The sequence below is a fragment of the Nonomuraea sp. ATR24 genome, assembly GCF_041950485.1.
Taxonomy (GTDB): Bacteria; Actinomycetota; Actinomycetes; order Streptosporangiales; family Streptosporangiaceae; genus Nonomuraea; species Nonomuraea ceibae.
The window spans coordinates 263778-284525 of record NZ_JBGNUU010000003.1; the positions used below are offsets into that span (position 1 = coordinate 263778).

The following is a 20748-nucleotide window of genomic DNA, read 5'->3' on the forward strand; positions in this document are numbered from 1 at the left end:
AGTCCGCCATGAGCGACAAGTACCTGGTAGTGCTCAACGACGAAGAGCAGTACTCCATCTGGTGGGCGGACCGGGACCTGCCCTCCGGCTGGCAGGCCGAGGGGACCCAGGGCACCAAGGACGAGTGCCTGCGCCACATCGAGCAGGTCTGGACCGACATGCGCCCGCGGAGCCTGCGGTGAGCGACGGTCTCCTCGGCGACCTGGTGTGGCGGCAGGCGGCGGCCACACCGGACGCGGTCGCCGTCGTGGACGGGGACCGCACCCTGACCTACGCCCAGCTGGCCCGCCGGGCCGCCCGCCTGGCCCACCTGCTGGGCGGGTGGGGCATCGGCCGGGGCGACGTCGTCTGCCTCAACCTGCCGCGCGGCGCCGACTTCATCGTCGCCGTCCTCGGGGTGTGGCGCAGCGGCGCCGCCTACCTGCCGACCGACCCCGAGCACCCGCGCGAGCGCCGCGACCGCATCCTGCGGGACGCCCGGCCCGCCATCGTGCTCACCCCGGAGCTGCTGCGCTCGCTGCCCACCCCGGAGGCCGCGCCCGTCCCGGTCTCCGGCGCGGACGCCGCGTACGTGATCTACACCTCCGGCTCGACCGGGCGGCCCAAGGGCGTCGTCGTGACGCACGGGGGCATCGCCAACCGGGTGCTGTGGACGACGCGGACGCACGAGCTGGGCCCGCGCGACAGGCTGCTGCACAAGACGTCCGTCACCTTCGACGCGGCCGGCTGGGAGATGGTCGGGCCGCTGGTGAGCGGCGGCACGGTGGTCGTCGCGCCGCCGGGCGCCGAGCGCGATCCGGCCACGCTCGTCGGGATGGCGCGCGAGCACGGCATCACCGTGCTCCAGGTCGTCCCGTCGCTGCTGCGCGAGCTGGTCCGCGAGCCCGGCTGGGCGGGCCTCGGATCGCTGCGGCTGCTGTTCAGCGCCGGCGAGCCGCTGCACGCCGGGCTGGCGCGGGCCGCCGCCCTGCCGGGGCTGGCGATGTGGAACACCTACGGGCCCACCGAGTGCGCCATCGACGTGACCGCGCACCTCGTCGACCCGGACCAGGACGGCGAGGCGGTGCCGATCGGCCGGCCGATCTCCGGCATGCGGGTGCGTGTCCTGGACGAGGAGGGCGGCCTGGCGCCCATCGGCGTGCCCGGCGAGCTGTGCGCGGGCGGGCCCGGCGTCGGCCGCGGCTACCTGGGCATGCCCGCCCTGACGGCCGAGCGTTTCGTGCCCGACCCCTTCGGCGACGGCGAACGGCTCTACCGCACCGGCGACCTCGTGCGCTGGTCCGAGGACGGCGTGCTGCACTTCATGGGCCGCCTCGACGACCAGCTCAAGGTCAACGGCGTCCGGGTCGAGCCCGGCGAGATCGAGGCCGTCCTCCAGGGCCATCCGGCCGTGGCGGCCGTGGCCGTCGTCGCTTCGGAGGGACGCCTGGTCGCGCACGTCGCCGGCGGCGTCGCCCCGGCCGAGCTGCGGCTGTTCGCCCGCGACGTGCTCCCCGACACCCACGTGCCGACCCGCTACGTCCTGCACGACAGGCTGCCCGTGCTGCCCAGCGGGAAGATCGACCGCGCGGCGCTGAAGGCTCCCGCCGAGGAGGCGGCCCACACGCCGCCGCGCACCCCCGCCGAGCGGCGGGTCGCCGCCGTCTGGTCCGAGCTGCTGGGCGTCGGGCGGATCGGCGCCGAGGACGACTTCTTTCAGCGGGGCGGCACCTCGCTGCTCCTGACCAAGCTCGCCAACCGGCTCGGCGTGCCCGTCCCCGACCTGTACGCGATCTCCACGGTGTCCGGCCAGGCCGAGCTCCTGGACCGGCAGGCCCCCGGTGTCGAGCGCGTCGGCCCGGCCCGGCGCGGGGCCGCCGCCGAGGTCTCCTACGGCCAGCGCCGCCTGTGGTTCCTCGACCGGATCCAGCCCGGCAGCCCCGAGTGGGTCGCGCCGCTGTTCGTCAGGCTGGAGCACGCCGACCCGGACACCGTCCGGGCCGCCCTGTACCGGCTGGCCGAGCGGCACGAGATCCTGCGCACCCGCTACGTCCCGGCCGACGGCGAGCCCCGGCCGGTCGTCGACGCCCCAGCGCCGGTCGAGCTGCGGGTCGCCGCCCCCGGCGAGGACCCCGCGACGCTGGTCGCCGAACAGCTCGCCCGGGGCTTCGACCTGGAACGCGGGCCCGTCTGGCGGGCGCTGCTGGCGGGCGACCTGCTGCTGATCACCGTCCACCACATCGCCAGCGACGGCTGGTCGACCGTGGTGATCGACCGGGAGCTGCGCGCGCTCTGCGCCGGCCAGGACCTGCCGCCCGCGCCCCTGCAGTACGCCGACTACGCGGCCTGGCAGCGCCGCACGCTCACCGAGGACAGCCTCGCCGGCGACCTCGCCTACTGGCGCGACCACCTGGCCGGCGTGCCCGCGCTCGACCTGCCCACCGACCGGCCCCGGCCCGCCCAGCGCGACCCGCGCGGCGCCATGGTCACCTTCGACATCCCGGCGGACCTGGCCAACACCCTGGCCGCGTGGGGGCGCGAGCGCGGCGCCACGCTGGTCGCCGTGCTGCTGACCGCCTGGGCGATGCTGATCTCCCGGCACAGCGGGCAGCGGGACTTCGCCGTCGGCACCCCGGTCGCCGGGCGCGATCGCGCCGAGTTCGCCGACGTCGTGGGGTTCTTCCTCAACGCCCTCGCCCTGCGCATGGACCTGACCGGCAACCCCTCCTTCGAGGAGGCCGTGGCCCGCGTCAACGAGGTCTGCCGCGCCGGCTTCGCCCGCCAGCGCCTGCCCTTCGACCGGCTCGTGGAGGAGCTCCAGCCGGAGCGCGACCTGACCCGGACGCCGATCTACCAGGTCACCTTCGACCTGCACGAGGTCGGCCACACGGACACGGCGCTGGAGGCGGCGGACGCCGAGGTGATGGCCGGGTCGTGGCTGATCGCCAAGACCGACCTCAGCCTGCTCGCGCAGCGGCGGCCGGACGGCTCGGTGCTCGCCTCGATCGAGTACGCCACCGCGCTGTTCGACCGGGACACCGCCACGCGGATGGCCGGGCGCCTGCTCAAGCTCCTGCGCGAGGTCGCCGCCCGGCCGCGCACCCGGCTGTCGGCCGTCGACCTGGCGGACTTCGAGCAGCCCGCGCGCCGCGCCGCCCCGCCCTCCCGCTGCGTGCACGAGGCGTTCCAGGAGCAGGCGGCGCGCACCCCCGGCGCCCCGGCCGTGGACGGCATGACGTACGCGGAGCTGAACGGCCGGGCCAACCACCTGGCCCGCCACCTGCGCGCCCGCGGGGCCGGGCCGGGCGGCCTGGTCGGCGTCTGCCTGGAACGCGGCCCCGAGCTGATCGTCACGCTGCTGGCCGTGCTGAAGTCGGGCGCCGGATACCTGCCCCTGGACCCCGGCCAGCCCGCCGAGCGGCTCACGTACATGATCGAGGACGCCGCCGCCGCGCTCGTGGTCACCACGCGGGATCTCGCGGACCGGGTCACCGGGCCGGTGGTGCTGCTCGACGCGTTCCCGGCCGGCTCCTCGCCCGACGACCCGCGGACGCCGGTCGCGCCCGACGACGTCATGTACGTGATCTACACCTCGGGCTCCACCGGGCGGCCCAAGGGCGTCGAGGTGACGCACGCCAACGTGCTGCGCCTGTTCAACGCGACCGAGGCGGCCTTCGCCTTCGGCCCCGAGGACGTGTGGACGCTCTTCCACTCCTACGCCTTCGACTTCTCGGTGTGGGAGATGTGGGGCGCGCTGCTGTACGGCGGCCGGCTCGTCGTCGTCCCCCGCGACGTGGTGCGCGACCCGGACCGGTTCCTGGACCTGCTGCGCGAGGAGCGGGTCACGGTGCTGAACCAGACGCCGTCCGCCTTCCGGCAGCTCGTCGCGTTCGCCGCCGAGGACGACCCCCGGGTGGGGGAGCTCGCGCTGCGCGCCGTGGTGTTCGGCGGCGAGAAGCTGGAGGTGGGCGAGCTGATGCCGTGGATCCGCCGGTTCGGCGCCGAACGCCCACGGCTGATCAACATGTACGGGATCACCGAGACCACCGTCCACACCACGCTCCACGAGATCCTCCCGGACGACCACGGCAGCCCGATCGGCGTCCCGCTCGCCGACCTCACCGTGCACCTGCTGGACGAGCACGGGGGCGTCGCGCCCGTCGGCGTGCCCGGCGAGATCCACGTCGAGGGCCCGGGCGTGGCGCGCGGCTACCTGAACCGGCCGGCGCTGACCGCCGAGCGGTTCCTGCCCGCCCCCGGCGGCGGACGGCTCTACCGCAGCGGCGACCTGGCCAGGCGCAACCCCGACGGCAGCCTGGAGTTCCTGGGCCGCGCCGACGACCAGGTGAAGATCCGCGGCTACCGCATCGAGCTGGGCGAGATCCAGGCGGCGCTGCTCGGCCAGCGGAGCGTCCGCGACGCGGTCGTCGTCGTGCGCGACCAGGCGCTGGTCGGCTACGTCGAACCGGCCGGCGACAGCATCGACGTGGGCGAGCTGAAGGAGGCGCTGGGCCGGAGCCTGCCCGACTACATGGTGCCCGCCGCCGTCATCGCGCTGGACCGCATCCCCCTGACCGTCAACGGCAAGCTCGACCGGGCCGCCCTGCCGCTGCCCGGACGCGAGGAGACCGGCGCGGCGAGGTTCGTCGCGCCGCGCACCACGGTGGAGACGCTGCTGGCCGAGATCTGGCAGGACGTGCTCGGCGTCGACAAGGTGGGCGCGCGCGACGACTTCTTCGCCCTGGGCGGCAACTCGCTCCAGGTGCTCAAGATGATCTCCCGGGTCCGGGAGGAGCTCGACGTGGAGCTCGGCGCCCGCGAGGTCTTCGAGCAATCCGAACTCGCCCTGCTGGCCGGCCGCGTCGAGGCCGTCCTGCTGGGCGAGGACTTCCGAGTGGAGGAAACGGCATGACGCCCCAGCACCTTATCTCGATCGACGACCTCTCGGACGAGGCCCTGCGCCACCTGGCCCGCCGCGGCCTGGACTTCCGCAACGGCGGCGTCACCACGCACCCGCTCGCCGACCAGATCGTCGGAATCTACTTCAGCAAGACCTCCACCAGGACGCGCACCGCCTTCACCTCGGGCGCGCTGCGCCTGGGCGCGCGCACGATCGCCTTCGGCCCGAACGACCTGCAGACCAACACCGGCGAGTCCGTCGAGGACACCGCCAAGGTGCTGAACCGGATGCTGGACGTCTTCGTCATGCGCACCGCGGGCGACCCGGCCGAGATGCGCATGTACGCCGCGGACAACCGCATGTCGGTGATCAACGCGATGAGCGCCACCGAGCACCCCACCCAGGCGCTGACCGACCTCACCACGCTGCTGTGGCGCTTCGGCGCGATCGAGGGCCTGCGCATCCTGTACGTGGGCGAGGGCAACAACACCGCCGCCGCCCTCGCCCTCGCCCTGAGCAGGTACGACGCGGTCGAGCTCGAACTGCGCACCCCGCCGGGCTACGGCCTGGCCGACGACGTGCTCGCCCGCGTGAACCCGAAGGTGGTCACCGAACGGCACGACATGCGGGACCTGCCGGAGGCCGTGGACGTCGTCTACACCACCCGCTGGCAGACCACGGGCACCGCCAAGCCCGATCCCGGCTGGCGTGACACGTTCGCGCCCTTCCAGGTGACCGGCGAGCTGTGGCGGGCCAGCCCCGGCGCGGCGTTCATGCACGACCTGCCCGCCCACCGGGGTGAGGAGGTCACCGCCGAGGTCATCGACGGCCCGCACAGCATCGTCTTCGACCAGGCGGAGAACAAGCTGCACAGCGCCATGGCCGTGCTCGAGTGGTGCCGATGACGACGCTGGACGAGCTTTTCGGGGACCCCTGGAACGCGGCGAACCCCACCGGGGTCCCCGCGGTCCTGGCCGCCGACGAGCGGGGCGAGCTGCTGGCCGCCGGGGAGGCCGTCCTCGACGGGGCGCGGCTGGCCGACCGGTTCGTCCCGGCCTCGCTCGGCGGCGCCTTCGTCGACGTGAACGGCCTCGTCCAGGAGATGCGGGCGGTCTTCAGGCGCGATCCCACGCTGGGCATCGGCTACGGGGTGACGAGCTTCATCGCCGCGGTCCCGGTGTGGACGGCGGGCGACGCCGCCCAGCGCGCGTGGCTGGCCGGGCGGCTGCTCGGCGGCGACCGGGCGGCGGCGGCGTTCACCGAGCTGGCCCACGGCGCCGACTTCTCGCGCATGTCGATGCGCGCCGAGGCGCACGGCGACAGCCTGGTGATGACCGGGACCAAGCAGCTCATCAACAACATCGGCCGGGCCCGCGCCGTCACCGTGTTCGCCCGCACCCGCGACGATCCCGGCAGCCGCAGCCACTCCATGCTGCTGGTCGACCTGGCCGGCACCCGCGACTACCGCATCCTGCCCCGCCACCACACGTCCGGGCTGCGCGCCACCCCGCTGGCCGGGGTGGCGTTCGACGGCAGCCGGGTGCCCGCGGACGCGCTGCTCGGCGAGCCCGGCACCGGCCTGGAGACCGCGCTGCGCGCCTTCCAGGTGACGCGGATCGCGCTGCCCGCCATCGCGCTCGGCGCCCTGGACACCCAGCTCCGGCTGGCGTTGAGCTTCGCGGGGGAGCGGGTGCTCTACGGCCGGCCGGTGGCCGACATCCCGGTCACCCGCGACTGCCTGGTGGGCGTCTTCGCCGACCTCCTGGTGTGCGACGCGTTCGGCGCGGTGGCCGGGCGCGCCCTGCACCTGCTGCCCGAGCAGACCAGCGTGCTCGCGGCGGCCTGCAAGTACGTGGTGTGCGCCCTGCTCGACTCGGCCTCCTACGACCTCTTCACGATCCTCGGCGCGCGCTCGTACCTGCGGGAGGGCCCCTACGGGATCTTCCAGAAGTATCACCGGGATCTCGCCGTGGCCGCGCTGGCCCATTCGAGCAGCGCCGCCTGCCTGGCGACGATCATCCCGCAGCTGCCCCGGCTGGCGCGGCGGAGCTGGCTGCGCGCCGACGCCGGGCCGGACGAGCTGTTCGACCTCGGCTCCGCGCTGCCCGAGCTCGACTTCGACAGGCTGGCTCCGGACGCGCGGGGCCGCGACAGCCTGACCGCCGCGCTGTCGCGGATCGAGGACGCCGAGCTGCGGGCGTTCTTCCTCGACCGGCTGGCCGAGCTGCGCACGCGCTGCGAGGAGCTGCCGCCGGGCGAGCGGACCGTGACGGCCTCGGCGGACACGTTCGCGCTGGCCGAGCAGTACGCGTTCACGCTGGCCGCCGCCGCGTGCGCGGGCGTGACGGCGGCGCGGGCCGGCGACTTCGGCGCCGCCTGGCAGCGGGTCGCCCTGCGCCGGATCGCCGCCCGCCTCGGGGCGCCCGCCCGGCCGGCGGGCGAGGCGGGCGAGGTGATGTTCGCCGAGCTGCTGGCCCGGCACGAGGACTCGCGCACCTTCGACGTGATCCCCCGGCGGCTGGCCAGGCACGGACGCCGGTGACGACCCGAGACGAGCTTCGTGATGAAAGGTGATGGGGTGCTGCACTTTCGCATACTCGGCCCGATAACGGTGAGCGGGGCGTCGGGGCCGGTCGAACTCAGCGCCACCAAGATCCGTACGCTGCTGGCGATCCTCCTGCTGTCGCGCTCGCGCATCGTGTCGGACTCCTGGATCGCGGAGATGCTGTGGGGGGAGGAGCTGCCCACCACCTCCGAGGCGCAGATCCAGATCTACGTCTCGCGGCTGCGGCAGAAGCTCGGCGTCTCCATCACCCGGCAGCGGCCGGGCTACCTCATGGAGGCCGACCCGGACGCGGTGGACCTGCTCGTCTTCGAGAAGCTCACCCGGCAGGGCAGGCACCTGCTGGAGAAGGGAGCGGCGGGCGAGGCGGCGCGCGTGCTGGGCGAGGCGCTGGCACTCTGGCGCGGCCCTGCGCTGTCCGGCGCCACCGACCTGCTCACCGCCGTGGAGCGGCCCCGCCTGGAGGAGGCCAAGCTCGCCACCCTGGAGGACCGCGTCGACGCCGACCTGCTCCTGGGCCGGCACAGCGGCCTGGTGTCGGAGCTGACCGGGCTGGTGTCCAGGCACCCGTGGCGCGAGCGCCTGCGCGGCCAGCTCATGCTGGCCCTGCACCGCTCGGGCCGGCAGGCCGACGCGATCAACGTCTACGAGGACCTGCGCGGCCTGCTCGCCGACGACCTGTCCACCGAGCCCGGCCAGGAGCTGCGCGAGCTGTACGGCAAGGTGCTCGTCGGCGACCCGGCACTCGACGCGGCCGGGGAGCGCGCTACGGTCACCACGCGCCTGCGCCCCGGCCAGCTCCCGCCCGACGTGGGCGACTTCACCGGCAGGTCCGCGGAGTCCGCCGAGCTCAGCGCCTCGCTCGGCGGCAAGGGCGGCCAGGGCGTCACGGTGGGCTCGGTCGTCGGCGGCATGGCCGGGGTGGGCAAGACCGCGCTGGCCGTCCACGTCGCCTACCAGGTCCTCGACCGCTACCCGGACGGGCAGCTCTTCGTCGACCTCGGCGGGCTGCGGGCCCGCCCGGTGTCGCCGTTCGACGCGCTCGGCGAGATGCTGCTGTCGCTCGGCGTGGACGCCTCGGCGGTGCCGGCCTCGTTCGAGGAGCGCGTCCGCCTCTACCGGAGCCGGATGATCCACCAGCGGATCATGGTGGTGCTCGACGACGCGGCCGGTGAGCAGCAGGTCCGCCCGCTGCTGCCGCCGGGCCCGAGGAGCGCCGTCCTGGTGACCGGCCGGGCGCGGCTGGTGCTCGCCGGGATGCCGGCACTGGACCTGGACGTGCCGGCCGAGCGGCACGCCGTCGACCTGCTCGGCCGGATCATCGGCGCCGGCCGCGTCCAGGCGGAGCCGGAGGAGGCCGCGCGCATCGCCGCGTTCTGCGGCCGGCTGCCGCTGGGCGTCCGCCTGGCCGGCATGCGCCTGGTGGCCAAGCCGCACTGGTCGCTGGGCCAGCTCGCCCAGCGGCTGGCCGACCCCCGGCAGCGGCTGGCGGAGCTGGGCGCCGCCGACGTCACGCTCCGGGACCGGCTGGGCCGCAGCTACCTGGCGCTGGCGCCGGACACCCAGCGGGCCCTGCGGCTGCTCGTGCTGCTCGACGTGCCCGCCTTCACGCTGTGGATGGCGGCCGTCGTCCTCGACACCAAGGTCACCCGGGCCCGCGACCTGGTCGAGCAGCTGCTGGACGCCCGGCTGCTGGAGAGCGTGCCCGGCACGCACGGGATGTCCGCGCAGTACCGCTTCCACCCGCTGGTCCGCGCGCTCGCGCTGGACTTCGCCGTGCGGGAGGACTCCTCACTGGACCGCCAGGCGGCCCTGGCCCGGATGACGGCCGCCTCCATCCAGATGGACGGCATCGGCTTCCGCGAGATCGCCCCGGCCCAGTGATCAAGAAAGACCAGTGAATCAGGAGACATCCGTATAGGGCGGATATGGCGGAGGCGTCGAGACTCCTCGCGACGACCACGCCGGCGCACCGGCGCCGCGCAGCGAGGAGTTCCCCATGACCGAGCAGCCAACCGCCGCCCCGTTCCTCGTCGTGCTCAACGACGAGGAACAGCATTCGATCTGGTGGGCCGACCGGGCTCTCCCGGCCGGCTGGAGACCCGAAGGGTTCACCGGGACCCGCGAGGAATGCCTCGCCCACATCGGGCGCGTGTGGACCGACATGCGCCCCGCGAGCCTGCGCCGCGAGACGGGCGCCCCCGTATAGGGCCCGTATAGGCGCTGATCCAAGGCTCGTTCTCTGATGGCCGACCACCTGTCTAGGGAGCAACGGGGATGAGCAACGAGCCAGTCTCGAATTCCGCTCGTGAGGAGCTGATCCGCCGGAGCCTTGAAGCCCGGCGAGCGCGCCGGGGATCACCCGCCGCGGGCATACCCCTGACCGATCGCAACGCGCGCCTTCCGCTGTCGTTCGGCCAGCAGCAGCTCTGGTTCCTCAACCGGCTGGAGACCAGCAACCCGGAGTACCTCGTCCCCGTCGCGTGGCGGCTGCGCGGGCCGCTCGACGTGGCCGCCCTGGTGGAGGCGTGGCGGGAGGTGCTCGCCCGGCACGAGATCCTGCGCACCCGCTACCGCATGGCCGGGACCGAGCCCGTCCAGGTCGTCGACGCCCCCGGCGACCTGCGGCTGACGTCGCTGGACCTGTCCGCCCGCGAGGACCGGGACGCCGCCGTCGCGGAGCTCAGCGAGCGGGAGGCGCTGGTCCCGTTCGACCTGGAGCACGAGTGGCCGGTCCGGGCCACGCTGGCCCGGCTGGCCGACGACGACCACGCGCTGATCGTCGTCCTGCACCACATCGCCTGCGACGCCTGGTCGCTGGCCGTCCTGACCGCCGAGCTCGGCGAGCTGTACGCGGCCCGCCACGAGGGACGCCCGCCGACGCTGGCCCCGCTGGCCGTCCAGTACGCCGACTACGCGGCCTGGGAACGCGCCCAGGACGCCGAGCACCAGCGGCACCTCCGCTACTGGCGGCAGCGCCTGGACGGCATGGAGCCGCTCGACCTGCCCGCCGACCGGCCCCGGCCGAGTCACCGCGACCCCGCCGGGGACGTCCTCGGCTTCGAGATCCCCGGCGACCTGGCCGCCCGGCTCCGCGACCTGGCCCGCGACCGCGGCACCACGCTGTTCACCGTCCTGCTGACCGCCTTCCACGTGCTGCTCTCGCGCTACACCGGCAAGACCGACATTCCCGTGGGCACGATGGTCTCCGGCCGCTCCCGCCCCGAGCTGCGCGAGCTGATCGGCTACGGCATCAACAGCCTCGTCCTGCGCGCCCGCTGGGACGACGACGCCGCCTTCCAGGACCTGCTCGCCGACGCCCACGGCATGGTCGCCGACGCCTTCGACCACCAGGGCATCCCGTTCGCCCTCCTGGTGGACGAGCTGCAGCCGCAGCGCGACATGTCCAGGACCCCGCTGTTCCAGGTCGCCTTCACCCTGCAGCAGGGCGAGCGGGCCGGGCTGCGGCTGCCCGGCCTCACGGTCGCGCCGATCCCCGGCTCCTCCCGCTTCTCCCGCTTCGACCTGACCCTCCTGGTGGACGAGAGCGAGCACGACAGGCTGCCGGCCAAGCTGGAGTACGCGACCGCCCTGTTCGACCGGGACACCATGACGCGCATGGCCGGCAACTACGTCCGGCTCCTCCGGGCGGTCGCCGCCGACCCCGCCGCGCGGGCGGCCACGCTCGACTTCATCGGCGCCGAGGAGCGCGCGTTGCAGATCGGCGCCGCCGAGCAGCCGGTCATCGACGGCCGCGTCCACGAGCTGTTCGAACGGCAGGCCGCCCGCACCCCCGGCGCGACCGCCGTGGTGTTCGGGCAGACCCGGCTCACCTACGCCCAGCTCAACGCCGAGGCCAACCGGCTGGCCCGCCACCTGCGCGCCCTGGGCGCCGGGCCCGGCTCGCTGGTCGGCGTGTGCCTGGACAACGACCTCGCCCTCGTCCCCGCCCTGCTCGCGGTCCTCAAGTGCGGCGCCGCCTACCTGCCGCTGGACCCCGCCCAGCCGGCCGACCGGCTCGGCTTCATGGTCACCGACGCGGCGGCCCCCGTGCTCGTCACCTCGACCGCCCGCGCCCGTACCGTCGCCGGGTTCTACGAGGGCACGATCGTGGACGTCGACCGGGACCGCGAGCTCATCGCCGGCCACTCCGGCGACGACCTCGCCGTCCCCGGCACGGCCGACGACCTGATCTACGTCATCTACACCTCCGGCTCGACCGGGCGGCCCAAGGGCGTGTGCCTGTCCCACGCCAACGTGGTCCGGCTGCTGCGGAGCGCCGAGCGGCACTACCGCTTCTCCGCGGCCGACGTGTGGCCCCTGTGCCACTCCTACGCCTTCGACGTGTCCGTGTGGGAGCTGTGGGGCTCCCTGCTGTACGGCGGCACCCTCGTCGTGCCGCCCCGCGAGGTGACCCGTTCCCCCGAGGACCTGCTCGCCCTGCTGGCCGAGCACGGGGTGACGGTGCTGAACCAGACGCCGTCGGCCTTCCGCGGCCTGGTCGGCCTCGCCCGGCAGGGCCACCCGGGCCTCGACCGGCTGAGGCTGCGCGCGGTCGTGTTCGCCGGGGAGAAGCTGGAGATCTCCGAGCTGGAGCCGTGGGTCGCCAGGTTCGGCCTGCGCTGCCCCGTCCTGGTCAACATGTACGGCATCACCGAGACGACCGTGCACACCACCTACCACGAGGTGAACGAGGCCGACCTGCGGCCGGGCGCCGGCAACGCCGTGGGCCGCCCGCTCGCCGACCTGCGCGTCCACCTGCTGGACCAGTGGGGGAACCTGGTGCCGATCGGCGTCCCCGGCGAGATCCACGTCGGCGGGCCCGGCGTCGCCCGCGCCTACCTCAACCGGCCGGCGCTCACCGCCGAAAAGTTCGTCCCCGACCCCTTCGGCGCGCACCCGGGCGCCCGCATGTACCGCAGCGGCGACCTGGCCCGCAGGCTCCCCGACGGCAGCCTCGAATTCCTCGGCCGCATCGACCACCAGGTCAAGCTGCGCGGCTACCGCATCGAGCTGGGCGAGATCGAGACCGTGCTCACCCGGCACCCCGGCATCAGCGAGGCCGTCGTCCTGCTCAGGGAGAGCGGCTCCGCCGGGGACAAGCAGCTCGTCGGCTACCTGATCAGCGACGGCGGCGACGTCCCGCCCCCGGCGGAGCTGCGCGAGTTCCTCGCCCGCGACCTGCCCGAGTACATGGTCCCCTCGGCCTTCGTCGTGCTGGACCGCTTCCCGCTGACCAACAACGGCAAGCTCGACCGCGCCGCCCTGCCCGCGCCCGGCCGCGCCGAGCTGGGCACCCGGGGCGACTACCTGGCCCCGCGCGACAGCGTGGAGGAGCGGATCGCCGCCATCTGGAGCGACGTGCTCGGCGTGGACAAGGTCGGCGTGCACGACGGGTTCTTCGACATCGGCGGCGACTCGATCCGCGCGGTGGCGCTCGCGGGCGCGCTGCGCGAGGCCGGGTTCGACGTCGGCGTCAGCGACCTGTTCGAGCACCGCAGCGTCGCCGCGCTGGCCGCCGCCGTCGGCGCGCCCCAGGACGACGCGCCCGAACAGGGGTACGTGCGGCCGTTCGAGCTGATCTCGCCGGCGGACCGGGCCAAGGTCCCCGCCGGGGTCGCCGACGCGTACCCGCTCTCCCGGGTGCAGGCCGGGATGGTCGCCGAGATGATGGCCGACCAGGAGCTGCGCGTCTACCACAACGCCACGTCGTTCCGGATCCGCGACGGGGCGCCGTTCTCCCCCGAGGCGTTCCGTGAGGCGGCCGCGATCCTCGTCGCCCGCCACGAGGCGCTGCGCACGGCCATCGACATGACCACGTACAGCGTGCCGATGCAGCTCGTCCACCGGGAGGCGGAGATGTCCGTCACCACGGCGGACCTCGGCGACCTCGACGACGCCGGCATCGAGCGGGCGATGCGCGCCTACGTCGAGGCCGAGCGCGCCCGCCCGTTCGAGGACCTGGGCCGGCCGTGCCTGATCCGGCTGGCCGCCCACACCTGCGCGGACGGCTCGTGGTGGCTGTCGGTCACCGAGCACCACGCGGTGATGGAGGGCTGGAGCCACCACTCGATGCTGATGGACCTGCTGGGCTGCTACCGGCGGCTGCGCGACGGCGCCGAGCCGGAGCCGTGGGAGGCCCCCCGGCTGCGTTACGCCGACTTCATCGCCGCCGAGCTGCGCTCGCTGGAGTCGGAGGAGAGCCGGGGCTACTGGCGCGACATCGTCCGCGGCCACCCGAAGTTCGCCGTGACGCCCGGAACGGGCGAGGCCGAGCGGAGCAGCCACACGGCCGTCGTCTCCTTCCTCGACCTGGAGCCCGGGCTGCGCGCGCTGGCCGACGCCGCCGGCGCCCCGATGAAGAGCGTGCTGCTGGCCGCGCACCTCAAGGTGCTCAGCCAGCTCACCGAGGAGGAGTCGTTCCTGGCGGGCGTGGTGTTCCACGGCAGGCCCGAGGTGACCGGCGCGGAGCACGTGTACGGCATGTACCTCAACACGCTGCCGTTCGCCCACGAGACCGGCGCCCGGACCTGGCGGGACCTCGTCGAGCGGACCTTCGCCGGCGAGCGCACGATGTGGCGGCACCGCCAGTTCCCGATGCCCGCGATCCAGGAGCTGGCCGGTGGCGGGCGGCTGCTGGACACCATGTTCGTCTACCTGGACTTCCACCAGGTCGACACCGGGCTGGTGGACTACCTGGCCAGCATCGACGACAGCCCGACGGAGTTCCCGCTCGGCGTGGCGGTGCGCGTCGGGCACATCGGGATCAGCGTCGACACCAGCGTCATCAGCAGGGCCGACGCCGACCGGCTGACCCAGATGTACCGCAAGGTGCTCGCCGCGATGGCGGCGGACCCCGGCGGCGACGCCGTCGCCACGTTCCTGCCCGACGGCGACGAGGCGCTGATGGCCGCCTTCAGCGGCGACGAGCAGATCACCGCGCCGGCCGCGCGGGTGCACGAGCTGTTCGAGCGGCAGGCCGCGCGCACCCCGGACGCCGTCGCCGTCGTGTCCGGCGGCACCGAGCTGACCTACGCCGAGCTCGACCGGCGCGCCAACCGCTGCGCCCACCGCCTCATCGAGCTGGGAGCCGGGCCGGAGACGCTGGTCGGCGTGTGCCTCGACCGGGGCGCCGACCTCGTGCCCACCCTGCTCGGCGTGCTCAAGTCCGGCGCCGCGTACCTGCCGCTGGACCCGCAGCAGCCGCACGAGCGGGTGAACTACATCCTGGCCGACTCCGGCGCGCCGATCGTGGTCACCGACGAGGGCCGCGCCGCGGACCTGCGCGGCGCGCTCGTCCTCGGCGACGTGTCGGGCTACCCCGGCACCGCCCCGGCCGCGCCGGGATCGGCCGGCGACCTGTGCTACGTCATCTACACCTCGGGCTCGACCGGACGGCCGAAGGGCACCGGCGTCACCCACGCCAACGTCACGAGCCTGTTCGAGGCCACCGCTCGGCACTTCGACTTCGGGCTCGGCGACGTGTGGACCCTGTTCCACTCCTACGCCTTCGACTTCTCCGTCTGGGAGCTGTGGGGCGCGCTCTTCCACGGCGGCACGGTCGTCGTGCCGTCCCTCGAACAGGTGCGCTCCCCGGACGACTTCGTCGACCTGCTGGTCCGCCACCGGGTGAGCGTGCTGAACCAGACGCCGTCGGCGTTCCGCTCGCTCGTCGCCCTGGCCAGGGACGGCGACCCCCGGCTGGACCGGCTGGCCCTGCGCTACGTGGTGTTCGGCGGCGAGAAGCTGGAGATCGCCGAGCTGCGGCCGTGGACGTCCCGGTTCGGGCTGTCCCGTCCGGCCCTGGTGAACATGTACGGCATCACCGAGACGACCGTGCACACCACGTTCCACCGGATCACCGAGGCCGACCTGGAGCCGGGCGCGGGCAACCCGATCGGCAGGCCGCTGGCCGACGGCCGGGTCCACCTGCTCGACCGGCACGGCGCCCCGGTCCCGGTCGGCACGCCCGGCGAGATCCACATCAGCGGCCTGGGCGTGGCGCGCGGCTACCTCGGCAACCCCGCGCTGACCGCGCAGCGGTTCGTGCCGGACCCGTTCGGCGACGGCGGCGTGCTCTACCGCAGCGGCGACCTGGGCCGGTGGCGCCCCGACGGCACCCTGGAGTTCCTCGGCCGCGCCGACGACCAGGTCAAGCTGCGCGGCTACCGGATCGAGCTGGGCGAGATCTCCTCGGCCCTGGCCGCGCACCCGGCGGTCGCGGAGGCGGCGACCGTCCTGGAGGGCGGCGCCGACCCGAGGCTCGTGTCGTACGTGGTGGCCGCCCCGGAGACGGACGTCGCCGAGCTGCGCGGGTTCGTGTCCGGGCGGCTGCCCGGCTACATGGTCCCGTCGGTGATCATGGTGATCGACCGGCTGCCCGTGACGGCCAACGGGAAGCTGGACCGCCGGGCGCTGCCCGCGCCGGAGGCGGCCGCCCCGGTCGTCAGCCGCGCGCCGCGCACGCCCCGCGAACAGGTGCTGTGCGACCTGTTCGCCGAGGTCCTGGGCGTCGAGCGGGTGGGCGTCGACGACGGCTTCTTCGACGCGGGCGGCAACTCGCTGTCGGCCGTCCGCCTGGTGTCCAGGGTGCGCGCCGTGCTCGGCGTGGAGCTGCCCATCCGGCTGGTCTTCGAGGCGCCGACGGTCGCCGCGCTGGCCGGGCACCTGGCCGAGGCGTCCGGGCGCGTCCAGCCGCCGCTGCGGCCCGTGGCCAGGCCCGACGTGCTGCCGCTGTCGTTCGCGCAGCGCAGGCTGTGGTTCCTCAACCGCATGGAGGGCCCGAACGCGACCTACAACATCCCCGCCGCGCTGCGGCTGACCGGGCCGCTGGACGCCGGCGCGCTGCGGCAGGCGTTCGCGGACGTGCTGGCCAGGCAGGAGAGCCTGCGCACGGTGTTCCCGGAGGTGGACGGGGTGCCGCGCCAGGAGATCGTGCCGGACGCCGCGATCGACCTGCCGTGCGCCGACGTCGAACCCGGGCGGCTCCGCGCGGTGCTGACCGAGGCGGCCGCCGAGGGCTTCGACCTGGCCACCGAGCTGCCCGTCCGCGCGCGGCTGTTCCGGCTGTCGGCCGAGGAGAACGTGCTGCTCATCGTCGTGCACCACATCGCGGGCGACGCCCTGTCGATGGGCCCGCTCGCCCGCGACCTGGCGGCGGCCTACTCCGCCCGCGTGCGCGGCACGGCCCCCGGATGGGAGCCGCTGCCCGTCCAGTACGCCGACTACGCCCTGTGGCAGCGGGAGGTGCTCGACTCGGCCGACGAGCTGGTCGCGTACTGGTCGAAGACGCTGGCCGGGCTGCCCGACGAGATCGCGCTGCCCGCCGACCGGCAGCGCCCCGCCGTGTCGTCGCACCGGGGCGCGTCCGCCGAGCTGCGCGTCGACGCCGACACCCACCGGGCGCTGGCCGCCGTCGCGGCCGAGCACCGGGTCACCCTCTTCATGGCGCTGCAGGCAGGGCTGGCCGCGCTGCTCACCCGCCTGGGCGCCGGCACCGACATCCCGATCGGCTCCCCGGTCGCCGGCCGCACCGACCAGGCGCTCTCCGACCTGGTGGGGTTCTTCGTGAACACGCTGGTGCTGCGCAACGACACCTCGGGCAACCCGTCGTTCCGCGAGCTGCTGGCGCGGGTCAGGGAGACCGACCTCGGCGCCTTCGCCCACCAGGACCTGCCCTTCGAGCGGCTGGTCGACCTGGTCGCGCCGGAGCGGTCGGCGGGCCGCCACCCGCTGTTCCAGGTGATGCTCAGCCTCGCGCCGGACGAGCACGCCACACTCGACCTGCCCGGCCTCGACGTCGCCGCGGTGCCGTTCGAGGAGGGCGTGGCCAAGTTCGACCTGCTCGTCCAGCTCACCGAGCACCGCACCGCCACCGGCGACCCGGCCGGCCTGAGCGGCGAGCTGAACTACGCCACCGACCTGTTCGACGCGGCCACCGCGCGGCGGCTGGCCACGCTGCTGGGCCGGCTGCTCACCGCCGTCGCCGCCGATCCCGACCGGCCGCTCGGCCACACCGCGCTGCTCACGGACGGCGAGCTGGATCAGGTCCTGGTCCGCTGGAACGACACCGCCCGGCCCGGGATCGCGCGGACGCTGCCCGAGCTGTTCGAGGCCGCCGCCGCCCGCACCCCCGGCGCGCCGGCGCTGGTCCTCGGCGACACCGAGCTGACCTACGCGCAGCTCGACGCCCGCGCCAACGGGCTGGCCAAGGCGCTGATCGAGCGCGGCGCGGGCGCCGAACGGCTGATCGCCGTGCTCGCCCCCGCCTCCGTCGAACTGGTGGTGGCGCTCCTCGCCGTCGCCAAGTCCGGATCCGCGTACGTCCCGATCGACCCGGACCACCCGGACGCGCGGATCGCCCAGGTGCTGGCCGCCGCCGAGCCCGCGTTCGTGCTGGCCGCGCCCGGCCTGGCCGCCCGCGTCCCGGACGGCCACGCCGTCGTGCCGATCGAGGACGTCCCCGCCACGGCGGACAGCCCGCGCCCGCCGATCGCGCTGGACCAGCCCGCCTACGTCATCTACACCTCGGGCTCCACCGGCACGCCCAAGGGCGTCGTGGTCACCCACCGCGGGCTGGCGTCCCTGGCCGCCGACAACATCGAGCGGTACGGGATCACCGGCACGTCGCGGGTGCTGCAGTTCGCCTCCTTCGGGTTCGACGCCTCCGTCGCCAACATGCTGATGGCGTGGGCGGCGGGCGCCGCGCTCGTCCTGCGCCCGCTGGACTGCCTGGGCGGCGACCGGCTCGCCGAGCTGATCGACGGCGCCGGCGTGACCCACGCGGTGCTGCCGCCCCAGGTCCTGGCGACCCTGCCCGAGCGCCCGTACCCGAGCTGGGAGACCGTGGTCACGGCGGGGGAGGCGTGCTCCGCCGAGGTGGTCGCCCGCTGGGCCCCCGGGCGCCGCATGTTCAACGCCTACGGCCCCACCGAGTTCACTGTGGCCGCGCTGGTCGCCGCCGCGCCGCCCGGCGCCGCCCCGCCGATCGGCACGCCGCTGCTCAACGCGCACGTGTACGTGCTGGACGAGCACTTCCAGCCGATGCCCGTGGGCGTGCCCGGCGAGCTGTACCTGGCGGGCGACGGGCTGGCGCGCGGCTACCTGCACCGGCCGGACCTGACCGCCGACCGGTTCGTGCCCTGCCCGTTCGGCGCGCCCGGCGAGCGGATGTACCGCACCGGCGACGTCGTCCGGTGGCGCGAGGACGGGCAGGTGGAGTTCCTCGGCCGCGCCGACGAGCAGGTCAAGATCCGCGGCTTCCGGATCGAGCCCGGCGAGGTCGAGGCGGTGCTGAACGAGCGCGCCGACGTCACCACCAGCGTCGTCGTGGCGCGCGAGGACCAGCCGGGCGTCAAGCGCCTGGTCGCCTACGTCGTCCCGGCGGGGGAGGCGGCGAGCCCGGACGAACTGCGCGCTCACCTGGCCGCCCTGCTGCCGGACTACCTCGTCCCGTCGGCGGTCATGCACCTCGACGCGATCCCGCTGACCCCCAACGGCAAGCTCGACCGCCGGGCGCTGCCCGAGCCGTGGTCGCGGAACCTGGCCGCGCACCGCGCCCCCCGCACCCCGCAGGAGGAGCTGCTGTGCGGCCTGGTCGCCGACGTGCTCGGCCTGGAGCGGGTCGGCCTCGACGACGGGTTCTTCGAGCTCGGCGGCGACAGCATCATGACGATCCAGCTCGCGGCGCGGGCGCACCGGGCGGGCTGGCAGCTGACGCCCCGGGACGTCTTCACCCACCGGACGATGGAGGCGCTGGCCGCAGCCATGCGCCCCGCTCCGGCCGGGGTCACCGAGGACCCCGCGGAGGCCGTCGGCGACGTGCCGCTCACGCCCATCATCGCCTGGCTGGCCGAGCGGCACGGCTCGATCGACGCCCACCACCAGTCGGCGTTCCTGCCCACGCCCCCGGGCGTCCGCCTGGACCTGGTCACCCAGGGGCTCCAGGCGCTGCTCGACCACCACGACGCCCTGCGGATGCGGCTGTCGCGGACAGACGGGCAGTGGCGGCTCACGGTGCCGGAGAAGGGCACGCTCGACGCCGCGACCTGCGTACGCCGGGTGGACGCGACCGGCCTCGACGCGACCGGCCTCGACGGCGGCGGGCTGGACGGGGGCGGGCTCGACGAGGCCGCGCTCGCCCGGCACGGGCACGCGGCCGTGGCCGGCCTGGACGTGGACGCGGGCGTGATGGTGCGCGCCGTCTGGTTCGACCACGGCCCGGACCGCGAGGGCCGGCTGCTGCTGGTGCTGCACCACCTGGTCGTCGACGGCGTCTCCTGGCGGATCCTGCTGCCCGACCTGCACGCCGCCTGGACGGCGCTGGCCGCCGGCGAGCCGGTCGAGCTGGACCCGGTGCCGTCCTCGTTCCGCCGGTGGGCGCGTCGCCTGCGCGAGCTGGCCGGCGACCCGGCCAGGGAGGCGCAGCTCCCGTTCTGGACCGACGTGCTCGCCACGCCGGACCCCCTCCTCGGCAGCCGCCCGCTCGACCCGGTGCGCGACACCTCCGACCGGACGGCCGACGTGCGCGTGACCCTGCCCGCCGAGGTGACGGAACCGCTGCTGACCAGCGTGCCCGCGGCCTTCCACGGGCGCGTCAACGACGTCCTGCTCACCGGGCTCGGGCTCGCCGTCTCGCAGTGGCGGTCCCGGCGCGCGGCGGCCCTGGCGGCACCGACCGCCGTCCTGCTGGACCTGGAAGGGCACGGCCGCGAGGACATCGCCGGCGACGTCGACCTGTCGCGCACGGTCGGCTGGTTCACCAGCCTCTTCCCCGTGGCCGTCGACCCGGGCCCGGCCGACTGGGCGGCCGTCCGCGCCGGCGAGCCGGCCGTCGGCCTGGCCATGAAGCGGGTCAAGGAGCAGCTCCGCGCCGTCCCCGAGAACGGCATCGGCTTCGGGATGCTGCGCCACCTCAACCCCGGCACCGCGCCCCGGCTGGCCGGGCTGCCCGCCCCGCAGATCGGCTTCAACTACCTCGGCCGGATCCAGCGCGCCGGCGAGGAGGCGCCGCCCGCGGCCCCCCGCCCGCGACTGGCCGTGGGGCACCCGCTGGAGATCAACGCCGTCACGTACGACCTGCCCGCCGGCCCGCGGCTGGAGGCCACGTGGACCTTCCCGGCGGACTGGATCGACAGGAAGGACGTGGAAGAACTCGCCGAGCTGTGGACCGAGGCCCTGCGGGGCCTGGTCACGCACGTGCGGCGGGGTGACGCGGGCGGCCACACCCCGTCCGACCTGCCGCTGCTCGAACTGAGCCAGGAAGAAATTGACGATCTTGCCACCGAATGGGACAACGAATGAGAGT

The 20748-nt window shown here is 74.7% G+C and carries 7 protein-coding genes; all 7 read left to right on the top strand.

Annotation, left to right across the window (positions count from 1 at the left end; genetic code table 11):
* The first annotated feature begins 8 nt into the window (after window positions 1-8).
* The 7 genes from ACBI99_RS08940 (at window position 9) to ACBI99_RS08970 (ending at window position 20744) form a co-directional block, all read left to right on the top strand.
* Window positions 9-182 (top strand): MbtH family protein, encoded by a 174-nt coding sequence (locus ACBI99_RS08940; RefSeq protein WP_219511627.1) that lies wholly within the window; start codon window positions 9-11, stop codon window positions 180-182.
* Window positions 179-4891, top strand: coding sequence for an amino acid adenylation domain-containing protein (locus ACBI99_RS08945; protein ID WP_375072062.1), 4713 nt, complete (start codon window positions 179-181; stop codon window positions 4889-4891). Before ACBI99_RS08940 ends, ACBI99_RS08945 begins: the two co-directional genes overlap by 4 nt.
* Entirely contained in the window at window positions 4888-5784 is an 897-nt protein-coding gene (locus ACBI99_RS08950; RefSeq protein WP_357587341.1) for an ornithine carbamoyltransferase, read from the top strand. Before ACBI99_RS08945 ends, ACBI99_RS08950 begins: the two co-directional genes overlap by 4 nt.
* Window positions 5781-7421 (top strand): acyl-CoA dehydrogenase, encoded by a 1641-nt coding sequence (locus ACBI99_RS08955; RefSeq protein WP_375072063.1) that lies wholly within the window; start codon window positions 5781-5783, stop codon window positions 7419-7421. Before ACBI99_RS08950 ends, ACBI99_RS08955 begins: the two co-directional genes overlap by 4 nt.
* Before the next feature lie 69 nt (window positions 7422-7490).
* Window positions 7491-9326, top strand: coding sequence for a BTAD domain-containing putative transcriptional regulator (locus ACBI99_RS08960; RefSeq protein ID WP_375072064.1), 1836 nt, complete (start codon window positions 7491-7493; stop codon window positions 9324-9326).
* 115 nt (window positions 9327-9441) lie between these two features.
* Complete coding sequence (locus ACBI99_RS08965; RefSeq protein ID WP_357587335.1) at window positions 9442-9651, top strand: MbtH family NRPS accessory protein; 210 nt, start codon at window positions 9442-9444, stop codon at window positions 9649-9651.
* Between the two features lie 68 nt (window positions 9652-9719).
* Entirely contained in the window at window positions 9720-20744 is an 11025-nt protein-coding gene (locus ACBI99_RS08970) for an amino acid adenylation domain-containing protein (RefSeq protein ID WP_375072065.1), read from the top strand.
* Window positions 20745-20748 lie beyond the last annotated feature (4 nt).